The organism is Pedobacter immunditicola (assembly GCF_037482985.1).
In the GTDB taxonomy this organism is placed as follows: Bacteria; Bacteroidota; Bacteroidia; order Sphingobacteriales; family Sphingobacteriaceae; genus Pedobacter; species Pedobacter immunditicola.
The window spans coordinates 564,065-584,179 of the sequence record NZ_JBBHKC010000002.1; the positions used below are offsets into that span (position 1 = coordinate 564,065).

Annotated in this window: 16 protein-coding genes and 1 tRNA gene; 13 read left to right on the forward strand and 4 right to left on the reverse strand. The window is 41.0% G+C overall.

From position 1 onward, the window contains the following. Nucleotides 1-69 precede the first annotated feature (69 nt). The 10 genes from WG905_RS04905 to WG905_RS04950 all read left to right on the forward strand — a co-directional run bounded on the left by WG905_RS04905 (nucleotide 70) and on the right by WG905_RS04950 (nucleotide 12,925). Nucleotides 70-939 carry an AraC family transcriptional regulator gene (locus tag WG905_RS04905; RefSeq protein ID WP_339590588.1) on the forward strand — a complete coding sequence of 290 codons (870 nt, stop codon included), beginning with the start codon at nucleotides 70-72 and terminating at the stop codon, nucleotides 937-939. Nucleotides 940-1,022: 83 nt separating this feature from the next. Then, nucleotides 1,023-2,171, forward strand: a complete 1,149-nt coding sequence (locus WG905_RS04910; RefSeq protein ID WP_339590589.1) for a BT3233 family polysaccharide utilization protein — start codon at nucleotides 1,023-1,025, stop codon at nucleotides 2,169-2,171. Nucleotides 2,172-2,388: 217 nt separating this feature from the next. Next, nucleotides 2,389-5,583 (forward strand): SusC/RagA family TonB-linked outer membrane protein, encoded by a 3,195-nt coding sequence (locus WG905_RS04915; RefSeq protein WP_339590590.1) that lies wholly within the window; start codon nucleotides 2,389-2,391, stop codon nucleotides 5,581-5,583. Between the two features lie 22 nt (nucleotides 5,584-5,605). Further along, entirely contained in the window at nucleotides 5,606-7,279 is a 1,674-nt protein-coding gene (locus WG905_RS04920; protein ID WP_339590591.1) for a RagB/SusD family nutrient uptake outer membrane protein, read from the forward strand. 37 nt (nucleotides 7,280-7,316) lie between these two features. Beyond that, nucleotides 7,317-8,846, forward strand: coding sequence for an alpha-L-fucosidase (locus WG905_RS04925; RefSeq protein WP_339590592.1), 1,530 nt, complete (start codon nucleotides 7,317-7,319; stop codon nucleotides 8,844-8,846). A gap of 287 nt (nucleotides 8,847-9,133) precedes the next feature. After that, nucleotides 9,134-9,210: transfer RNA gene (locus WG905_RS04930), tRNA-Asn, on the forward strand. A gap of 222 nt (nucleotides 9,211-9,432) precedes the next feature. Next, complete coding sequence (locus WG905_RS04935) at nucleotides 9,433-10,188, forward strand: hypothetical protein (protein WP_339590593.1); 756 nt, start codon at nucleotides 9,433-9,435, stop codon at nucleotides 10,186-10,188. 132 nt (nucleotides 10,189-10,320) lie between these two features. Beyond that, nucleotides 10,321-11,196, forward strand: coding sequence for a pirin family protein (locus WG905_RS04940; RefSeq protein ID WP_339590594.1), 876 nt, complete (start codon nucleotides 10,321-10,323; stop codon nucleotides 11,194-11,196). Between the two features lie 20 nt (nucleotides 11,197-11,216). Then, nucleotides 11,217-12,131 carry a pirin family protein gene (locus tag WG905_RS04945; protein ID WP_339590595.1) on the forward strand — a complete coding sequence of 305 codons (915 nt, stop codon included), beginning with the start codon at nucleotides 11,217-11,219 and terminating at the stop codon, nucleotides 12,129-12,131. 137 nt (nucleotides 12,132-12,268) lie between these two features. Then, a complete protein-coding gene (locus tag WG905_RS04950) occupies nucleotides 12,269-12,925 on the forward strand; it encodes a hypothetical protein (RefSeq protein ID WP_339590596.1) in 657 nt (218 codons plus the stop codon). A 61-nt stretch (nucleotides 12,926-12,986) separates the two neighbouring features. On the opposite strand, the gene WG905_RS04955 is transcribed toward WG905_RS04950, so the two are convergent. From WG905_RS04955 to WG905_RS04970, 4 genes are all read right to left on the reverse strand, one after another. Then, complete coding sequence (locus tag WG905_RS04955; protein ID WP_339590597.1) at nucleotides 12,987-14,300, reverse strand: sensor histidine kinase; 1,314 nt, start codon at nucleotides 14,298-14,300, stop codon at nucleotides 12,987-12,989. Then, nucleotides 14,301-14,975: a response regulator transcription factor gene (locus WG905_RS04960; protein WP_339590598.1), complete on the reverse strand. Its 675-nt coding sequence runs from the start codon at nucleotides 14,973-14,975 to the stop codon at nucleotides 14,301-14,303. 108 nt (nucleotides 14,976-15,083) lie between these two features. After that, nucleotides 15,084-15,914 (reverse strand): hypothetical protein, encoded by an 831-nt coding sequence (locus tag WG905_RS04965; protein ID WP_339590599.1) that lies wholly within the window; start codon nucleotides 15,912-15,914, stop codon nucleotides 15,084-15,086. A 15-nt stretch (nucleotides 15,915-15,929) separates the two neighbouring features. After that, nucleotides 15,930-16,238, reverse strand: coding sequence for a hypothetical protein (locus WG905_RS04970; RefSeq protein ID WP_339590600.1), 309 nt, complete (start codon nucleotides 16,236-16,238; stop codon nucleotides 15,930-15,932). 218 nt (nucleotides 16,239-16,456) lie between these two features. Here WG905_RS04970 and WG905_RS04975 point away from each other — a divergent pair, with 218 nt between their 5' ends. The 3 genes from WG905_RS04975 to WG905_RS04985 all read left to right on the forward strand — a co-directional run bounded on the left by WG905_RS04975 (nucleotide 16,457) and on the right by WG905_RS04985 (nucleotide 20,077). Then, a complete protein-coding gene (locus tag WG905_RS04975) occupies nucleotides 16,457-17,251 on the forward strand; it encodes a DUF4382 domain-containing protein (RefSeq protein ID WP_339590601.1) in 795 nt (264 codons plus the stop codon). Nucleotides 17,252-17,403: 152 nt separating this feature from the next. Further along, entirely contained in the window at nucleotides 17,404-17,943 is a 540-nt protein-coding gene (locus WG905_RS04980) for a hypothetical protein (protein WP_339590602.1), read from the forward strand. A 184-nt stretch (nucleotides 17,944-18,127) separates the two neighbouring features. Further along, a complete protein-coding gene (locus WG905_RS04985) occupies nucleotides 18,128-20,077 on the forward strand; it encodes an SGNH/GDSL hydrolase family protein (RefSeq protein ID WP_339590603.1) in 1,950 nt (649 codons plus the stop codon). The last annotated feature ends 38 nt before the right edge of the window (nucleotides 20,078-20,115 follow it).

Consider the following 20,115-nt stretch of genomic DNA (forward strand, 5'->3'; position numbering starts at 1 on the left):
CAGAATATACAACTCTTTACTGAAACTATTTAACAACTTTAAATAACCATTATAAACCTAGTCTTGCGTATGAAACCACAACTGCTGAAAATTTCCCAAAGTCCGGTTCAATCATTTAGTGTGCGTCATGACTTGAAACCAACTATGGACAATAAATTCCATTACCACCCGGAGGTAGAACTCATTCATTTTATAAAAGGAGGGGGGGCACAGTTTATTGGTGACAGCATTACAGAATTTAAATCAGGTGATTTAATATTACTGGGTTCAAACTTGCCTCACTATTGGAGATTTGAAAAAAACAGCAGTAATATAGACAATGGTCAATACGGCGAAGTTCAGGTAGCACATTTTTCTGAAAGTTTTTTGGGAGAACATTTCCTGAACCTTCCGGAAAACCGGGCCATCAAAGACTTATTGGAAAAGGCAAAACGTGGAATTAAGGTAAATGGAAAAAACAAGGAAAGGATCGCCGAACAGCTAAATCAGCTGCAGGAAGCACAAGGGCCTGACCGCATCATTTACCTCATGTTAGCCTTGGTTGAAATTATAAAAAGTGAAGATTTAGAGATCTTATCGTCAGTGGGTTTTACGCATGTTAATGAAGACAATCACGAAAACAGGATCAAGGCCATTTATGACTATACCTTTGCTAATTACCGGAAGAAGATCAATTTAGATGAAATAGCCGAAATAGCCGGCATTAGTCCCAATTCCTTTTGTCGTTATTTTAAGGCTTTTACCAAGAAAACCTATTCTCAATTCCTAACTGAGGTGAAAGTAGGCCAGGCTTGTAAGCTTTTGATTGATAACAGGCTCAATATTAAGCAGGTTTGTTGCGAAAGTGGCTTCAATAACTTTGCGAGTTTTTATAAATGTTTTAAAGACATCACCGGAAAGAGCCCCTTGAATTACCAGAAAGAATTTATAACATCCTAATGCCTGCCTGTCAATTGCTTTTTTTTTATATTTTGGATACGGCTAACATCCGTTGGCGCTAAACCTTTCAAAACCATCAATTAATGAAACTATTTAAACTTAATCTTACAGGCTATAAAACTTTCCTGGTCTTGATTTTTCTCTGCTGCGGTATGACTGTTTCTGCTGCTACGTATATTGAAGTCACCAATGCATTGCCTCAAAAAAGAAGCGAGCTTGTTGAGATACCTTATGCTGATTTTCAGAAAGAATTTCCCTGGACAAAAGGCAAAACTTTCCAGCTGACTGACGCTGCAACGAAAGCTGAGCTTACCTACCAATTGGTTTATAAAGGAAATAAGGAGCCGGTTGCTTTATTAATTGCGGTTACCATAGCGCCAAAATCAACCTTGAAGATTAATGTTAAAGCAGGAAAACCAGGCCTTGTTGCCACAAAGACCTTTGCACGCTTTGTGCCGGAAAGGTATGATGACTTTGCATGGGAAAATGATAAGGTGGCATTCAGGTTATATGGTGCTGCACTGGATGGACGTAAGGATAATGCTTTCGGCATGGATGTCTGGGCAAAACGTACCGCGGGACTAGTGATCGACAAATGGTATAAAAGCGGCGATTACCATACCGACCATGGGGAAGGCATGGATTATTACAGTGTCGGGCGTACTTTGGGTGGCGGAGATATTGCCCCTTTTGTGAATGATTCGATCTATTTTACCCATAACTATAAAACCTGGAAAGTATTGGATAACGGACCACTGCGAAGTACTTTTCAACTGAGTTACCCTACACGGAATGCCGCGGATCTTCCGGTTACCGTAACTAAAATTATCTCCCTGGATGCAGGCTCACAGCTGAACAAAATTGAAGCAATATTTGATTATAAGGGTGACACACAGCTGCCGTTAGTGGTTGGTATCGTGAAAAGAGATGCACCGGGTGCAGCGGTAATGCTTAATGAAAAAGATGGCATCATGGCTTATTGGGAGCCTGAAACTGCTAAAAATGGTGTTGCCGGATTAGGCAGTGTCTTTATCGGTGAAACGAGCCAGATGACTGTTGATAAAGGACATTTATTATCCCAAGCCCATGCAAAAACTTCACAACCCTATATCTATTATACAGGTGCTGCCTGGAACAGGGCAGGGAAAATTACCTCAGCCCAGGAATGGATCAATTACCTGTCGGATTTTAAAACAGCCTTGAAATCGCCTTTACAAGTTAAATTAAAATAATACCATTTAATAGTATACCCATTATCAATCAACTACAACCTAAAACTTAACCACATGAAGAAAAAATTACAGCAGGAATGAGCAAAGCGTGGTGACTAAGAAAAACCATACCCCGACGGCAATCGGGATATGGCAATAAGCTGAGTTAACCCTTCCCGATATGGGATAAATAAAATGTTGGCAACAATTTAACTATTAACCCAAACCTTACAAAAGTATGCAATTAAATGCTTTCCCTAAAGCTATTCATTTGGCGTGGCCAAATCAAAAAAAATTAATAATAATCCTGTTTATCATTTTTCAGGTAATCTTCGGCTTGCTTCAAGCCCCTGCAGCCAGCTTAAAAAGCTTCACTAACGCCCAAAAGATAATAATCCAGGGCAAAGTGGTGGATCAGGGCGGATTGCCATTACCTGGCGCATCTGTTAAAGTAAAAGGCTCAACTGAAAGCACAATTACGAACTCCGATGGAAAATTCACCATCAATGCACCCAATGAGGCGTCGGTTTTGGTGGTTTCTTACATCGGCTATCAAGTTACTGAAGCGAAAGTAACCACAGGTCAATCGATGGTCATCACCCTAAATTCGGCCAATGCACAGTTGGACGAATTAGTTGTAGTAGGCTATGGTGTTCAAAAAAAGGTCAATCTAACCGGGGCAATTGCCAGTGTAGATAGTAAAACCTTAGAAAGCAGGCCCCTTACTAATTTAGGGCAGGGTTTGCAAGGTTTGGTACCCAACTTAAATATTACTGTGGGCAGTGGTAAACCCGGTAGTGGTGCCGGATTCAATATCCGTGGAATTACCTCTATTAATGGCGGCAGTCCGTTGGTATTGGTGGATGGGGTACAAATGGATCCCAATTTAATTAATCCGAATGATGTAGAGAACGTGACAGTATTGAAAGATGCTTCCGCCGCTGCGATTTATGGTGTTAGAGCCGCCTTTGGCGTGGTATTGATCACGACCAAAAAAGGTAAAAAGAATAGTCCGATGCAGGTGAACTATGCATACGATTATACTTTGACTCGACCGACCAAACTGCCTAAAACCATGAATTCTGTAGATTATATTAATTCATTTTTAGAAGCCAACAAGACCGGTTCCATATCTGGAGGAGAAACAGCTGCAAACCCGTTTACAGACCTGGATTTACAAAAAGCACAGGCATATTTAAGTAATCCGACGCCGGAAAATGCGGTATATGTTGATCCTGGAAACCCAAGGATGTACCGCTATGTAGGCAATACTGATTGGGCAGAGATGCTGTATCCGGGTAGCGTACCGCAGCAGCAGCATAACATTTCCTTAAGTGGCGGAGATGCTAAAACTACCTACATCGGTTCTTTTGGTTATTTCAATCAAAAAGGTTTGCTGAAAGCAGCAGAACAGGATTACAACCGGTACAATGCCAATATGAGAGTGAATACGGAGATTAATTCGTGGCTTTCCCTCAACTTCAGGATGTTGTTAAACCGCGTCGACGACGATAGTCCTGCTTCCACAGATATCGGGAGTTTGGAAAGACTTTCTCAGGATCTGAGACCGATGATGCCGGTTAAACACCCGAATGGAAATTACTCCGGACAGGGCAATTTTACCAATCCATTTGCCGTGCTGGAAAACAATGGTCGGTCCATTACCAAATCAAACGATTTATGGTTAACAGGTGGATGGGAGATCAACCCGCTTAAAAATGTTAAAGTGATAGGTGACTATACCTGGAATTCCTACGCCTCCAATATTACGGCCAATAACAAATCATTTTATGAGTATGGTGCAAATGGAACGTTGCTGGGTTTATATCCCTGGACGGCAACACCAAGGGTGTTTGAAAGTAATACCAATGACCGCTATGTGGCTTTAAACACTTATGCCCAATACGAAAATACTTTCTTCAACAAGCATTACCTGAAGGCGATGGTAGGTTATAACCAAGAGGTAAAAGAAGTGAAGGCCTTCAATGCCAATGTGAAAAACCTGATCAATCAGGACATTCCGGCGATCAACTTAAATAGTGATGCCAAGCCTAATGTTGGCGGCGTAATCGATGATTGGGCTGTATCTGGCACTTTCTTCAGGTTAAATTATGCTTTCGACAATAAATACCTGATTGAGGCAAACGGCAGGTATGATGGCACCTCCCGTTTTGCACGCGGACAACGCTATTCTTTCCAGCCTTCAGTTTCTGCAGGATGGAGGATCTCGCAGGAGGGATTTTTTCAACCTTTAAAAACGATGATCAATGAGTTTAAAATCCGTGGTTCTTATGGTTCCCTAGGCAATCAGCAGTTAGCCAGCAGCTATCCTTATATCGCCAATATGAATTCAGCAATAGGCGGTTATATCTTCGGCAACCAGCAGCAAACGGCTGTTTTTGCACCTGGGTTAGTGAGTGCCTACTTTACCTGGGAAAAGGTAGACTCCAGGAACATTGGTGTTGACTTTGCGCTCCTGAATAATCGTTTGAGCGGTAGTTTCGATTACTACATCAGGGATACCAAAGATATGGTCGTTGCCGGTTCACCTGTGCCTTCGGTATTGGGTGCTGCGGTGCCGAACCAGAACGCTGCTGATTTAAGAACCAAAGGTTTTGAGTTAAGCATGGGCTGGCAGGATAAGATCGGTGAAAACTGGTCTTATAATATTGTACTTGCCCTTTCTGATAATAAGGCTACCATTACAAAATATAATAACCCCAATGGTTTGCTCAATAACTATTATGTAGGCCAGAATTTTGGGGAAATTTGGGGCTTTGAAACCGATGGTTTTTATCAGACAGATGAAGAAGCAGCATTAGTGGATAATTCTGCCATCTGGGGAGGTACTTGGTTAGCAGGTGATGTTAAATATAAAGATCTCAACGGTGATGGGAAAATTACGCGCGGTAACCAGACATTAGAAGATTCAGGCGACTTAAAGGTGATCGGGAACAGCACACCAAGGTATCAGTATAGCATCAATGCAAGTGTACAGTTTAAAGGGTTTGACTTTACTGCTTTTTTACAGGGAGTGGGTGACAGAAATGCAGCGCTGGGGGGTAACTATTTCTGGGGTTATACAAACCAATGGAGTGTGCCAACCGAAGCACATGTGGGCAATTACTGGACGCCGGAAACGCCTGATGCCTATTTTCCAAGAGCAAGATTTGGTGGAGGTGGTAACTTTCAGACACAATCTAAATTTTTGCAGGATGCTTCCTATTTGAGAGTTAAGCAATTGACTTTAGGGTTTGCAGTGCCTCAAAACTTATTGAGCAGGGTAAAAATTAACAGGCTAAGGGTTTATGTAACAGGACAAAACTTATTTGAGTTTACGAAAATGCATGAAAACTTTGATCCTGAGCAATTTGACCGTTTTGCGTATCCAATAAATAAGTCAGTTTCTTTTGGTGTACAGTTAGGGCTTTAATCAACAATCAAATTTTTTAAACATGAAATCAATTCACATCAAATATACCATCATTGCGGCATTAACCATTGCTATCGGATTTACATCCTGTAAGCGGGAAGATTTTCTGGACCGCTTTCCGAAAGACAAATTTAATGACCAGACTTATTTTAAAAGCGAAACTGATTTAAAACTATATGCAAATCAGTTTTATGGTGCCTTACCTGTAGAATTTTCTACCAATGATAATGCTTCAGATAATATGGCCCCAAATAACAGAAACGCATTTTTAGCGGGTACCTATGTGGTGCCGGCAAATGGCGGCGGCTGGGATTGGGAAAATATCCGCGCTTGTAACTTTTTTCTAAAAAGAACGGCTACGGCTGAGGTTCCTGAGGCAGTTAAGCAAAAATACAATGCAGAAATCAGATTTTTCAGGGCCTTTTTTTACTGGCAAAAGGTGGTGAGATTCGGCGATGTGCCCATCCTGGAAACAGATTTAGACGAGGTGTCGCCAGAACTGTATGCAGCCAAAAATCCCCATAAAGAAGTAATGGATTTCGTATTGAAGGACCTGGATTACGCCATAATGAATTTAGGAGAGCCAAGCAGTGAGAACCGTGTTCATAAATATGCGGCTCATGCACTAAAGTCAAGGATTGCCTTGTGGGAGGGTACTTTTAGAAAATACCACGGGTTAGGGGACGCAGAAGTTTATTTGGCCGCTGCGGCAACGGCTTCAGAAGCAGTTATTAAATCTGGTTTGTATGATATCTATTCTACAGGCAAGCCAAATGAGGATTACAGAAATCTGTTTATCCAGGATGATCTGACCAAGAATAAAGAAGCAATTTTAGCCAGTATTTATATTACCAATATTGCTACTACGGGGTTCACCAGGACTGTAAGTGGGTCGGGATCAGGTTTTACCAAAGATTTTGTACGTTCTTACCTCTGTAAAGACGGTTTGCCCTATGCTTTATCGCCTTTGTATAAAGGTGAAGATACACCAGCTGCTGAAGTAGAAAACCGCGATCCAAGGTACGCCCAAACTATTGCTACACCGGGATATGTTTATACACAAAATCCAGATGGAAGCAAACTGATTATTGAACAGCCGAATATTGGTACATCATCCACTTCCACAGGCTATCAGCCCATCAAAGGCCGCTCATCAGATCCTGCCTTATTTAATGCCAACCAGGACAATATAGACCGGTTTATTTTTCGTTATGCAGAAGTTTTATTGAACTTAGCGGAGGCCAAAGCAGAACTTGGACAATTAGATCAGGCTGTTATTGACCAGACAATCAATAAAATACGAGCCAGGGTAGGGATGCCAAACCTGGTCCTCGCTAATCTTGTGGCAGATCCGAATGCTATTTTTCCTACCTTAAGCCTTCCGTTACAGGAGATCAGAAGGGAACGAAGAGTAGAATTAGCAGGTGATGGCTTTCGTTTCAATGACTTGCTGCGTTGGAAAGCAGGAAAGTTATTGGAAAATCCGGCTACTATTACGGGGATGAAATTGACACCAGCTTATAAAGCTTTATATCCCGCATCGCAGGTAGCCAACTTGCCTTTGGATGCTCATGGCTATATCAGGGTGTACCCTAATATCAATAACTGGACATGGAACGACCGGATGTATTTATATCCAATGCCACTTGATCAGCTTACCCTGAATACTAAACTCACTCAAAATCCGGGTTGGTGATGATCAACTGAAATTTATTAACTAAAATAATGATATAATGACTAAACACTTTAAATTTTTAGCCTGGTCCCTCGGTATCGCAGGATTACCATTGCTTACTACCCCGGCATCAGCGCAGATTTTTACTGACAAAAACTTTGTTACCATCGATGCAAATGACTCACAGCAGGACATCATCAGGAAAGCGGCCAACGTAGTGCCGTCAGCCAGGCAGCTGAATTGGCAGCAGCTGGAATTAACGGCTTTTATCCACTTTGGAGTCAATACCTTTACCAATAAAGAATGGGGCGATGGAACAGAAGATCCGAAAATTTTTAACCCGGATAAACTGGATGCCCGGCAATGGGTAAAAGTGCTGAAGGAAGCTGGTTTTAAACAAGTGATCCTTACGGCGAAACACCATGATGGCTTTTGTTTATGGCCAAGTAAATTTACGGAATACACCCTGAAAAATAGTCCTTATAAAAATGGAACAGGGGATATCGTGAAAGAAACCGCTGAGGCCTGTAAGGAATTCGGCATCGGTTTCGGTATTTATCTTTCGCCATGGGATCGCAACTCTGAATATTTTGGCAGTGCAGCCTATAACGATTACTTTATCAATCAGCTTACCGAATTGTTGACCAATTACGGCCAGGTTGACGAAGTATGGTTTGATGGCGCGAACGGTGAGGGCCCAACGGGTAAAAAACAGGTTTATGAATACAACCGCTGGTACCAGCTGATCCGTAAACTGCAACCTAAAGCCACCATCGCCGTTTCGGGGCCAGATGTGAGGTGGGTTGGAACAGAAACAGGCTATGGCAGAGAAATGGAGTGGAGTGTTGTTCCCGGCGATCAACTTAAAACAGAAACTATTGCGGCTAACTCCCAAAAGGTAGTAGAATTTGCACCAAAAGATTTAAGGGCTAAAGATTTAGGCGGCAGGGCGATTATTTCAAAAGCGAAAAACCTGGTTTGGTATCCCGCAGAAACTGATGTGTCGATCAGACCGGGATGGTTTTACCATCCTGAGGAAGATAACAAAGTGAAAACGCCTGAAAAATTAATGGACATCTATTATAGCTCTGTCGGCAGAAACGGGGTGTTGCTGTTAAACATCCCGCCGGATAAAAGCGGCTTAATCAACGCTCATGACGAAGCTTCGTTAAAGGGTTTTAAAGCACTGCTGGACCAGACTTTCAAAGATAATCTGTTGAAAAATGCAGCGATTAAAGGGCATAAATCAAAAGTGTTGACACATATGCTCGATAGTAAGCTGGATACCTACTTCCCCACAAAGGCTAAGGATACCACACTGACCATTGAATTCAAGATGAACAAGGCCCAGAATTTTGATGTGCTTTCACTTCAGGAAAATATCAAAATTGGCCAGAGAGTCGAGCAATTTGTATTTGAGTATAAGCAAGGTAACGAATGGAAGGTAGCTGCTGAGGGTACCACGATAGGCTATAAGCGTTTGCTGCGCTTTCCGGCGGTGACGGCTTCGGAAGTGCGGTTAAGGATTACTGGTTCGAGGTTAAACCCGGCACTGGCAGAAATAGGGTTGTTTAAAAAGGCAGGATAATTTGAATTCATCTCCTTATGTAGGTTGATAGCGTGGTTACTATCACCTTATATTGTGTCCGCACTCCGTGCGCAGTAAGTGCAGGGTGAGTCCACGGTTTGTTCGGCAAAACGTGGACTCATGGTGCACTCACTGTGGACTCACCCAAACGTCACACGGTCTTGTCTAAAATTTTTTAAAATAATTTCAGAGCGCTATTGCATTAATAGAATTAAAGTCCTAATATTGCAATCCCAAAACGAAGCGAGCTTTTTCCAAAAGCAAAGTTTAATTTGGCATAGCCAGTTTCCCGAGTAGCTCAGCTGGTTAGAGCATCTGACTGTTAATCAGAGGGTCACTGGTTCGAGCCCAGTCTCGGGAGCCATTAAGGGCAAACAGAAGAGATTCTTGTTTGCCCTTCTTTGTTTTACTGAGGAGCCATTTTTCTTGTCAACTTTGGCATTGATCCCCAATTTGTTTCGTTACTTATTTTTTCAGTAAAAGATAAATTTACACTGTACAATCATATTTGTAGTCACTAGAAAATATTCTAACTTAGAATTGTGTTTAATAGCGCATTAAACATCCGTATTAATTCAGACCAACTATGACGAATACATTCTCCCTACAGCAACCTGCTTTTTATTGGTGTTTTGACAAAACTGGAAGTGCAATTTTTTCAGCCTTAATCCTATTCATATTGTCGACTCCCATAGCATTGAAGGCCCAACAATTAGAAGTTCGTGGTAGTCTGAATTCTGGTTTTTATTCATACAGCGGGAATGGCGCTGTATCGGTTTCCCGCATCAATGGTACCAGTCACACGAATAATCCATATGGCTCAAGAGGCGGCCTTAGTTATGGATTGTCGTTAAATATCAGAAAGGTCACCAAAAGTAATTTCATTTTTGGGGCTGATTTAGGATATGAAATGCTTCGGAGTAAAGTCAAATTGGATTACTCGGATGTTATCGGTGATATTGCTTCTGATTTTGAAGGCAGAACTTATCTCAATACCTCTTTTATCAACCTTTTCCCATTTCTGGGCAGACGTTTTAATATGAGCCAGCAGGCTTTTGATTTGGTAGCTGGCCTGGATATCGGCCATGTACTCAAGGCAAGAGAAAACGGTGATGCCAAGTCAACTGACAATGCTGCATTTCACATCGAAACTTCAAGGGACCGTAAATCCCTTAACCGGGACTTAAGGGCACGTATCCAATTGTCTACAGACTTTGGTAAAATGGGTGTGTATGCTGGTTATGCGCATGGCGTAAGAAACTATCGCGCTGGTCTGGATGGAATGACTGTGGAAGCCTATTCCCGCATGTGGCGTGTTGGTGTAACTTATCGTCTGAAGTAAATTAAGGTACAGTTCCCTTTCTTAACCTACATCAATCTTCCTGTGGTTGTAATGCAATAACTTTACATCATTAAGTTATAGGAAGATGAAACCATTGTAAATCTGATTGTTTCATCACCGTTAAATCAATTAATGATGAGTACAAAAAAAGTAGCTTACGTAGCAAGCCCAAGAACACCTCACTTTGTAGGTGATGGTTTTCGGGTACATAACTTCATTCCAAGTGGATATAGAATGGACATGAAAAGCATGGATCCATTCATCATGCTGGATTATAACTCTAAATATACATTCCCGCCATCACAAATTCCTAAAGGAGTAGGTGTACACCCGCATAAAGGTTTTGAAACAGTTACCATCGCCTATAAAGGATTAGTGGAGCACGGAGATAGCAGTGGGGGCGGAGGCATCATCGGCGAAGGAGATGTGCAATGGATGACCGCTGCTTCAGGAATTCTGCATAAAGAGTTTCATGAAACGGAATGGAGTAAAACAGGTGGTGAATTCCAGATGGTACAACTCTGGGTAAACCTTCCTGCTAAAGACAAAAAATCTTCACCTAAGTATCAGGCCATTAAAAACACGGCTATTCATCGTTTTTACCTGGAAAATAATCAGGGAGAAATTGAGGTGATCGCAGGTGACTATCAAGGTATAAAAGGTTCGGCCTCCACTTTTACACCTGTTCATATGTACAATTTGAAAGCAAAGGCAGGCGCTAAAACAGCTTTTTCGTTCCCGGCAGCCTATAATACCATCGCATTGGTGATCGAAGGAGAAATTACGGTCAACGAGAATGAGCTTGTTCCCGCTGATCATTTGGCATTGATGCAAAATGAAGGTGAAGATTTTACCATAGAAACTAAAACAGACGCCATTGTGTTAATTCTATCAGGTGAACCTATCAATGAACCGATTGCACATCATGGACCTTTTGTGATGAATACGAAGGAAGAACTCATCGAAGCTTTTGATGAATTTAATCAGGGGAAATTCGGACATTTATAATATTCCTTAAAAAATAGGCTATGTCAAATATCAATATGATAATAGAGGAGCGCGCTGCCAGTATAGGCGCGTTTATGGTGGGCAGATTGTTGCCTTTCCGGCAAAAAAGAGCCGTAGGTCCGTTTGTTTTTATTGATCACATGGGCCCAATTTCTTTAAGGGAACATGAAGATCTGGATATCGAGCCCCATCCGCATATCGGCCTTGCTACCCTGACCTATTTGTTTGAGGGGGCTATCGTACACCGGGATAGCATCGGCTCTGTTGCGGAGATTACGCCGGGCGCTGTTAATTGGATGACCGCTGGTAAAGGGGTTGTACATTCGGAAAGAATGCCGGAACACATCCGTGAAACCAATCCGGATACTATTTTGCACGGACTTCAGATATGGGTAGCGCTGCCAAAAGATTTGGAAGAAATGGAGCCTAACTTTGTACATATCGGTGCTGATGAAATACCACAATGGAAACAAGGCAACCTAAACATAAAACTTGTTGCAGGTGAAGCTTTTGGACGAAAATCCGGAGTGCCGGTTTATAGTCCATTATATTTCCTGGAAATAAAGAGTACTAAAGCCGAAACTGTTAATATCGGTGAGCATCTTTATGGAGAAAGTGGACTCTACATTTTAGAGGGAAGTATAAGTAGTGAGGGCAATACTTTCGGACCAAAACAAATACTCATTGCGAAGGACAGCACACTTTGTCAGTTTGAAATAGCGGAAAACTCCATTGTGTATATTTTTGGTGGGGAGCCTTTTCTTGAAGAAAGATTTATCATGTGGAATTTTGTTTCCTCAGAAAAAGCGCTTTTAGAAAAGGCTAAAAATGATTGGATAAACCAGGATCATGAAGCCTTTCCATTGATTCCTGCTGATGATAAAGATTATATACATTTTCCACCACCTATTCCAAATGTAAAGATGAAATCTTAAATTATTAGTTTTCGGAGTTGATTAATAAGTCTTGGGAGTTGATTAAAAAGCCTTGGAGATGGTTAAAAAAAATGCAATCTTGTTTTATCAAATTGTTTGCTTACCTTCTTAAATAAACATCCTTTAATCATCAGCTGATGGACATTCAGGAAATCATCATTCACACGAATAGCCTTTGCACAACCAGGGTGTTTTATAACCAGGTGATCAGGATGAACCTTCTGAAAGAGACGGATCAATCGGTTAGTTTTCCGGCAGGCAACTCTATCCTGACTTTTCAGCAGAGTAACTCAGGTGTAAATCCTACTTATCATTTTGCTTTTAATATCCCGGAGAACCAGATCCAGGATGCCATTAATTGGGCTCATGGCAAAGTGGAGTTGCTATCGGTCACTGAAAATAGCAAGATAGCAGATTACCAGTCATGGAATGCACATGCCATTTACTTTACTGATAACAATGGAAATGTGCTGGAATTCATCGCCCGTCATGATTTGAAGAATGCGTCTGCTGCAGCATTTTCTCCTGTAGCTATTGAATGTATCAGTGAAATAGGATTGGTAACTGAAGAGGTTCCGGCCTTTACCGATCAGCTAATGGCAGCACATGGTTTAACCTTATTTCCCAAACAACCCCGGCAGACGAATTTTGCCGCATTGGGCGATGATCATGGACTTTTTATTATTGTGGGGGCGGACAGGCATTGGTTTCCGACAACTGTTCCGTCAGAAAAATTTCCGCTGAAGGTGATCATTGGGAGGGGCGCCTCCAAACAAGTTCTTGAATTCAATTAAGTATTTTCGTTTTCCTACATTCATCTACTGTCATTTACCATTTTTTGTGCTTTTAATCCGGTTATTTTGGGAACTTAAGGCTGAAATAAGTTCCTTTTCCGATGGTAGAATCTACGCTAAGGTCTATTTTATGGTACACGGCAATGCTTTTAACAATGGCCAAGCCTAAGCCATAACCAGCATTTCCCTGGGTATTGGTTTTGCGGAAGCGATGAAAGATAAATGGCAATTGTTCCGGGCTAATTCCTTTGCCCGTATCTTCAATCCTTATTTCATATGTGCCGCTTTTCAAATGTCGGTCTTTAATGATAATTTCGCCGTTTTCTTTATTGAATTTGATGGCATTATGGATAAGGTTGTATAAGAGCTGGAACAGCAAGTCTTTGTTGGCTTGTTGCATCACCGCCTTTTCGGAGATGTTTAGGGTAACTTTAATTTCCTTTTCTTCCAGCCTATGCCCGATTTCTTCCATGATCTCTTTGACCAGGTCAAGGAGATTTACCTGCTCTTTTTTTGAAAATTGTTCATTATCAATCCTCGAGATTAATAACAAGGAGGCGGAGATTTTCTTAAGGCGGTCCAGTGTTTTCATCATCTCCACAATTTTAGGCGCCAGCTCTTCGGTTACATCTTCTTCTGCCAAAAGATTTTCCATTTTATTTTGAAGGATGCTGATCGGCGTCATCAGTTCATGGGAAGCGTTGGCCGTAAATTCACGCTCCTTTTCAAAATCTATATTGATCTGGTCCATCAGAAGGCGTAATGATTCGTCAAGATACCTGAAGTCTTGCGTGGAAGTCTTTACAGGGATGTTGTGGTTTTTGAAAGGGAATTTCCGGTTAATTAATTTGGCCTGGATGATCTTGCCCAGAGGCCTGATCAATACACGGGTAAACACCAGGTCAATCACAAGGGTGAGGGCAATTAAAGCCATCAATACATACAAGGCGATCCGTTGCAAGGGTGTGTTATACTGACTGATGCTCGCCGTTGTTTTACCTATTTCGAGCAGGTAATTTTTATCATTCATTTCAAAGGTATAACTCAACACCCGGTAATTGAGGGTATCTTGTTCCACCACCCGCATGGTGGTTTTAATGGTGTCCATGATTAAACCCTTGGCAATAGGTTCTAATGCGATGTACTCTTCTTTAAGCATGGTATAGCTGCCATAATCTTCTTCACCTTGCAGATAATAATCAATACCATTTTTCTCTACTACACTGATTACTTTTTTTTGCTGGTCTCGTAATGAATAATTGGTGTACTGTGAAGCAATCTGATCTACCGTAAAAGGGAGGATCAGAATGAACAACAGTACGACGGCCAGTTTGGATCCGGTAATGAAGTAAATAAGTTTGGTAGATAATTTCATTTATTTTTTTATCCGGTAACCAACGCCGCGAACTGTTTCCAGCCAGTCGGTCGGTGCCCATGCATTCAACTTTTTTCTGATATTCTTAATATGGGCATCAATATAGTTAGAATCATAGTCGCCATCAGCATAACTGCCCCAGATATGTTCACTTAACTGCATTCTGGTCAATACGCGGTTTTTGTGCAAAAACAGGTAACTTAATAAATCAAATTCCTTTCGCGATAATTCAATCTGTTCCTTTTCAAAGCCGATGATTCTTTTTTGGAGGTCGATACTGAACTCTCCAAGGGGCGTTACTTCTTCCTGTATATTAAATTTTCTGCGGGCTATGGCCTGCATCCGCGACTGGAGTTCCAATAAAGAGAAGGGTTTGGCGAGGTAATCATCTGCACCAAGATCAAGCCCGGTGATCCTGTCTTCCAGGTTTCCCCGTGCCGTTAAAATAATGTAAGCTGCCTCAGGATTGTGTTTTTTTGCCATCGGCAATAGACTTAAGCCATCACCATCCGGCAGCCCTAGGTCAAGTAAGATAAAGTCATAACTGTTCAGCATGATTTTTTCCGTAGCATCCTTGATGTTATGTGCCAGATCACAAACATAAAAAGCTTTCTTTAAAAACGATTCGATCTCATAAGCAAGCGTTTTTTCATCCTCAATAATCAAAGTCTTCATGTTATCATTCGTTTTTAAGGTAAGAAGCTATTATCATAAGCTTAATTTTTTCCATTTGTCAGCGTTATTGTGTTTTGTTGCGATCTTGAATTGGTGTCATCACTAGTATCAAAATTGGTAGTAAAAGCTGAGGTTAAAAAAAGATTGGCTGTTTTTTGTTTCAGCGGGAATTTTGCCGCCCAAAATGGAATATTGATAGGCAAATTCGGCCATGTAATGAGATCGGCTATAAGTAAAAGGGATTTTGAAATTGTAGGTCAACAGGTTGAAACTAGTTGTCGGTATTTCAATGGTCTCCGTAGTGTTTTCATTACCTGATCCCTTTCCCTTGCCCTGGTTTTTTTTCTGCGTATAGCTTTCCAGAAAATGTTGTGTGCCAGCCACCAGTTCTACTGCCGGTTCTATCGCAATCTGGTCGTTTTCATTGAATAAACTGCCTAGTTCAATCAATTTCGCGTGGTTTAAGCTGATGAATACATCCTTCTCTAAACCAAATGCAAAGTCAGTTGACAAACTACTTTTAAACCATGGCCATTGGTAATCTACCATGGCGTTGATGTTATTTTCATTTGCTGCCTGGAGTAAAGGCGAGTCCTCCGGAAAAAAAGACCTTGTATAACTGATTCCAGCCTGGAGTTTTGGGCTAAAGGCATGGTCAAAGCCGATGCCTAAATCTGATGCAGACATTCCAGTTCCATAATTTAGCAGTTTATAAGAACTCGCAGAGAAAAATAAACCAAGGGGTAACCTAAAGGTGGCATTGGTTAATATATAGGGAAGTTTTTCTAATGTACCCTGACCATAATAACTTACATTGTTACCATAAATAGCCGCCAGGGTAAGTGTAGCTTTTTCGGGTGTTGTGGCTGTGCTATCTGTTTGTGCTTTTACATTCAAGGCTGCCAAACAAATCACGAAAGTCATTATTTTTAATTTCATGTATTAGTCCTGACTTTATGGCCTTTTAATTTTCGGGCGAATTATTTTCACCGGTTTTACCTTTACTTTGGGTTTAACAACAGTAGGTTTAACCTGCCTTCTTGATTTTGGAACCACTTTAATAGCTGTCTTTTTGGTTTTCGCCTGTTTCACTTTGGGTTCGTCCTGTTCAATCAGCACGTTTTCTACCGGTGCCAGTTCATAGCGCTCAAAAGAGGAATGGATAGCAGGTTTAGAAAATGCTTGCACAGGCACGACGCCAGGGAAAATACATATGATTAAAATACGCCCAAATAATACTCGAAAATTTAAAGAAGGCTTCATTGATGTAAATATAAAAAAGTTTGCCTCTTTCAAGGCAAACTTACGCTCCAACTTAAAACATGTCATTTGTGCCACATTGTTTATGGTAACTAAGATCAGTACTGAACATGAATTTCAGATGAAATTTTTAAATAATTATGTTTTCTACAATTTCATCTGAAATTCATGTTGATGATGCAGCTTTGAATATTATGTACAAAGAATTTAAAAATATTACTATGGAATCGAAATTTCTTTATTTAGGCACAATGCTGGTTGTAACAGCTTTAACCCTTCTTACCGGTTGTAAAAATGATATGGATTCATCGGGTACCACAAAAGTGGAAATCAGGATGACTGATGCTCCCGGTAATTTTGATGCCATCAATTTGAGTGTAAAAGAAATCGTTCTTCATTCTGATGGTAAGCCTTATGTATTTGCAGTAGAGCGCGGTATATTTGACATTTTAGACTTTCGGATAGGAACAAGTAACCCTGATATTCTGGTTGCTACTGGCGAGATGCCATCAGGAGAAATTACTGAAGTAAGGTTAGTGCTGGATGACTCAGGTAATTCAATTGTTGTAGATGGGATAGAATCTGAGTTGAAAACGCCAAGTGCAGGATCTTCAGGTTGGAAAGTGAAGCTTCGTGAAAATCCAGAACTTGTTCCTGGTGTAACGTACTCTTTGTTGCTTGATTTTGATGCGGCTAAATCAATTGTTCAAACTGGAAATGGAAAATACTTGCTTAAGCCCGTTGTAAGAGGCGTAACGTTAGCAACTTCAGGATTAATTTCAGGTATTACTGCTCCACTTGATAGCTATCCTGAGATTTTGGTGATTGCTGGAACTGATACCGTAGGAACGATCCCTGATGCGGTGACTGGTAAGTTTACAGTTGGTGGACTGCCAGCTGGTCGTTATGACGTAAAGTTTGTGCCGGTTGGAGGATATAGAGACAGTACCATCATTGGGGTTGACGTTACGATCGGTCAGAACCGTGATTTGGGTGTTGTAACCTTAAGGAAATAATCTTGGCATCATTTTTCGATAGAGAAGATTATTAAAGGATAATGAAATATTAAAATACTCATTGCAACGACACTGATTGATCACCCGCTGATTTCGTTAGCATATATTGTTTTTAAGTGGTTTTGATGGTTTCACTAATTAAATTAGACACGATGAGAAAATTATTATTGATAGCGATGCTCGGCGCATTTGGGTTAATTCCCTTTCGTTCGGCAGCTCAGGTTAACGTAAACATAAATATAGGCTCACAGCCTTTATGGGGTCCGGTTGGTTATGATCATGTTGATTATTATTACCTGCCTGATGTAGAAAGTTATTACCATGTGCCTAAGAGGCAGTTTGTATATTTAAATAATAACAACTGGGTGTATGCGAATTCACTGCCCTCAAGATATAGTGGATATGATCTTTATAACGGATATAAAGTGGTTATTAATTCTCCCGCTCCTTATCGTTACCATAAAAATCACAAGGTTAAGTATGCCAAATACAAGTCAAACCGCTCGCAGAAAGTCATCAAATACAGCAATCATAGTAAATATGATGTAGTGAAGGGCAAGTCTAAAAGTCAAGGCAATAAAAACTATAAATCTGGCGGCAATGGAAAAGGCAACGGCGGTGGTAATGGTGGCAAAGGCAATGGTGGAGGTAATGGAAAAGGTGGCAATGGAAAAGGCAATGGTAAAAATTAAATAAACTATACAAACAATGAGGAAAGCTTCCATTTAATTATGGAGGCTTTTTTTGTATAATGATTTTGCTCGAAAAACTTCAATCTATTTCTTTCTGATAGGGCATGCTTTTTCGTTTAATGATCTTTCATATTAGAAAAACATTTTATCTTCGAAAAAAATAAAGGGATCTGAAATACATATCATGAAGAAAACACTATTCCGTACGTTTCTATTTACATTTTTAACGTTTCTCACCGTTTTTATTGCTGCTGCACAAGACAAGACCACACCAAAACCTTTATCTGTAGGGTATTCTATTGGTATTCATGGCATTACTGAAGAAACGATGACCTACGCCAAGTCGGTAGGTATTGATTATATTGAAACTTCCATCAACGGTTTTATTGATAAAGACCGCAATTTTAAATATAGTGATGATGAAATTATTGCGCGGGTTAAAAAAGCCAAGAAAATAGCCGACGATGCCGGAATTAAAATCTGGTCCATCCACATGCCTTTTAGCAAGGTTATTGATATTTCCCTTACCGATGAAGCAGAACGAAAGAAAGTAGTGGCTTTACATCAGAAGGTGCTTAAGTTTTGTGCAATTCTTCAACCTGAAATTATTTTGTTCCATCCCAGCTATTACCTCGGGTTAAATGAGCGTGAACAGCGTAAAACTCAAATGATTAAATCTGCCCGGGCGCTGAATAAATCGGTGAGGGCTATTCAGTCGCAAATGGTGATGGAAAACATGTTGGGCTTTGACTTAATGGTTGGCGAAAACCGCGAGCGGCCATTGATGCGTACGGTGGAAGAGACCGTTGAGCTGATGAAGCGTTTGCCGGATAACATATATTCTGCCGTGGATATGAACCATATCAAATATCCCGAAAAACTGATTCTTGCCTTGGGTAAGCGTTTAAAATCAGTTCATATTGCTGATGGCACCGGTAAACAGGAGAATCACTTCTTTCCCTGTTCGGGAAAAGGTCAAAATAACTGGGTAAAGATTTTAGCTGCACTGGATGAGGTAGGTTACAATGGTCCTTTTTTGTATGAAAGTGCCGTTAAAGATGTAAAAGATTATAAGGAATGCTACTTGTCGTTGTTCAATCAATTTGTAGCTGCTTCAAATTCGAAATGGAATTACACCAGGGCCACCGCATTAACGCTGACTGGAAAAGTGAAGGAAACGAAACAAAGTTTTCACCGCCTGGATACCCTTGATTACCCTGCACTGCCACCTGCTGTAAAACAACTGCTCACCAATGCTGCCGGTATAGCTATATCCTTTACCACTAACAGTTCTGCTATCTCGGCAAAATGGTGTGTTTCAGATAAAAAACAACTCGCTAACATGACTCCAATTGCTAACAAGGGCCTTGATCTTTACATCAAGAAAGATGGAAAATGGCAATTTGCCGGAGTTGGACGACCTTCTGCAGACTGCAACGAGGCTGTGCTGGTAAAGAACATGGACCTGACTGAGAAGGAATGTCTGTTATACCTGCCCTTATATGATGAAGTTGGTCAAGTAGAGATAGGAGTGGATAAAAACGCGACGATGGAGGCAGCTGCAACACCATTTAAAAAACGTATCCTGATCTATGGTTCCAGTATTGTGCAGGGTGCTTCAGCCAGCAGACCCGGCTTGGCGTACCCCGCTCGTTTATCAAGGGAAACTGGCCTGAACTTTTTTAATCTCGGCTTTAGCGGCAGTGCTAAAATGGAACCGGCTGTAGCAGATATGGTGGCTTCAATTCCTGCTGATGCCTATATCCTTGATTGTGTACCTAACTCCAGTCCGGAGCAAATCAAAGCTCGTACGGCTAACTTTGTATCTGTCATTAGAAAACATCGGCCGCTGGCACCCATTATTGTCATCCCAAGTATTGTCCGTGAACACGGCTATTTCGACCAGGAAGTAGGTAAGCGCGTTAGAAGCCAAAATGAAGCAATTGCAGCGGAAGTTAAATTATTACAACAAAAGGGCGTGAAAGACCTTTATTTCATCAATCCCAGCCATTTGCTTGGCCAGGATCATGAAGGAACAGTAGATGGCACTCACCCCAATGATATCGGTTTTGACAGGATGTTACAACAGCTGCAACCGGAAATCCTGACCATACTTAAAAAGCACGCTATTTAGGATGTCAGGGTAATATAAAAAAAAGGTAGACCAATTAA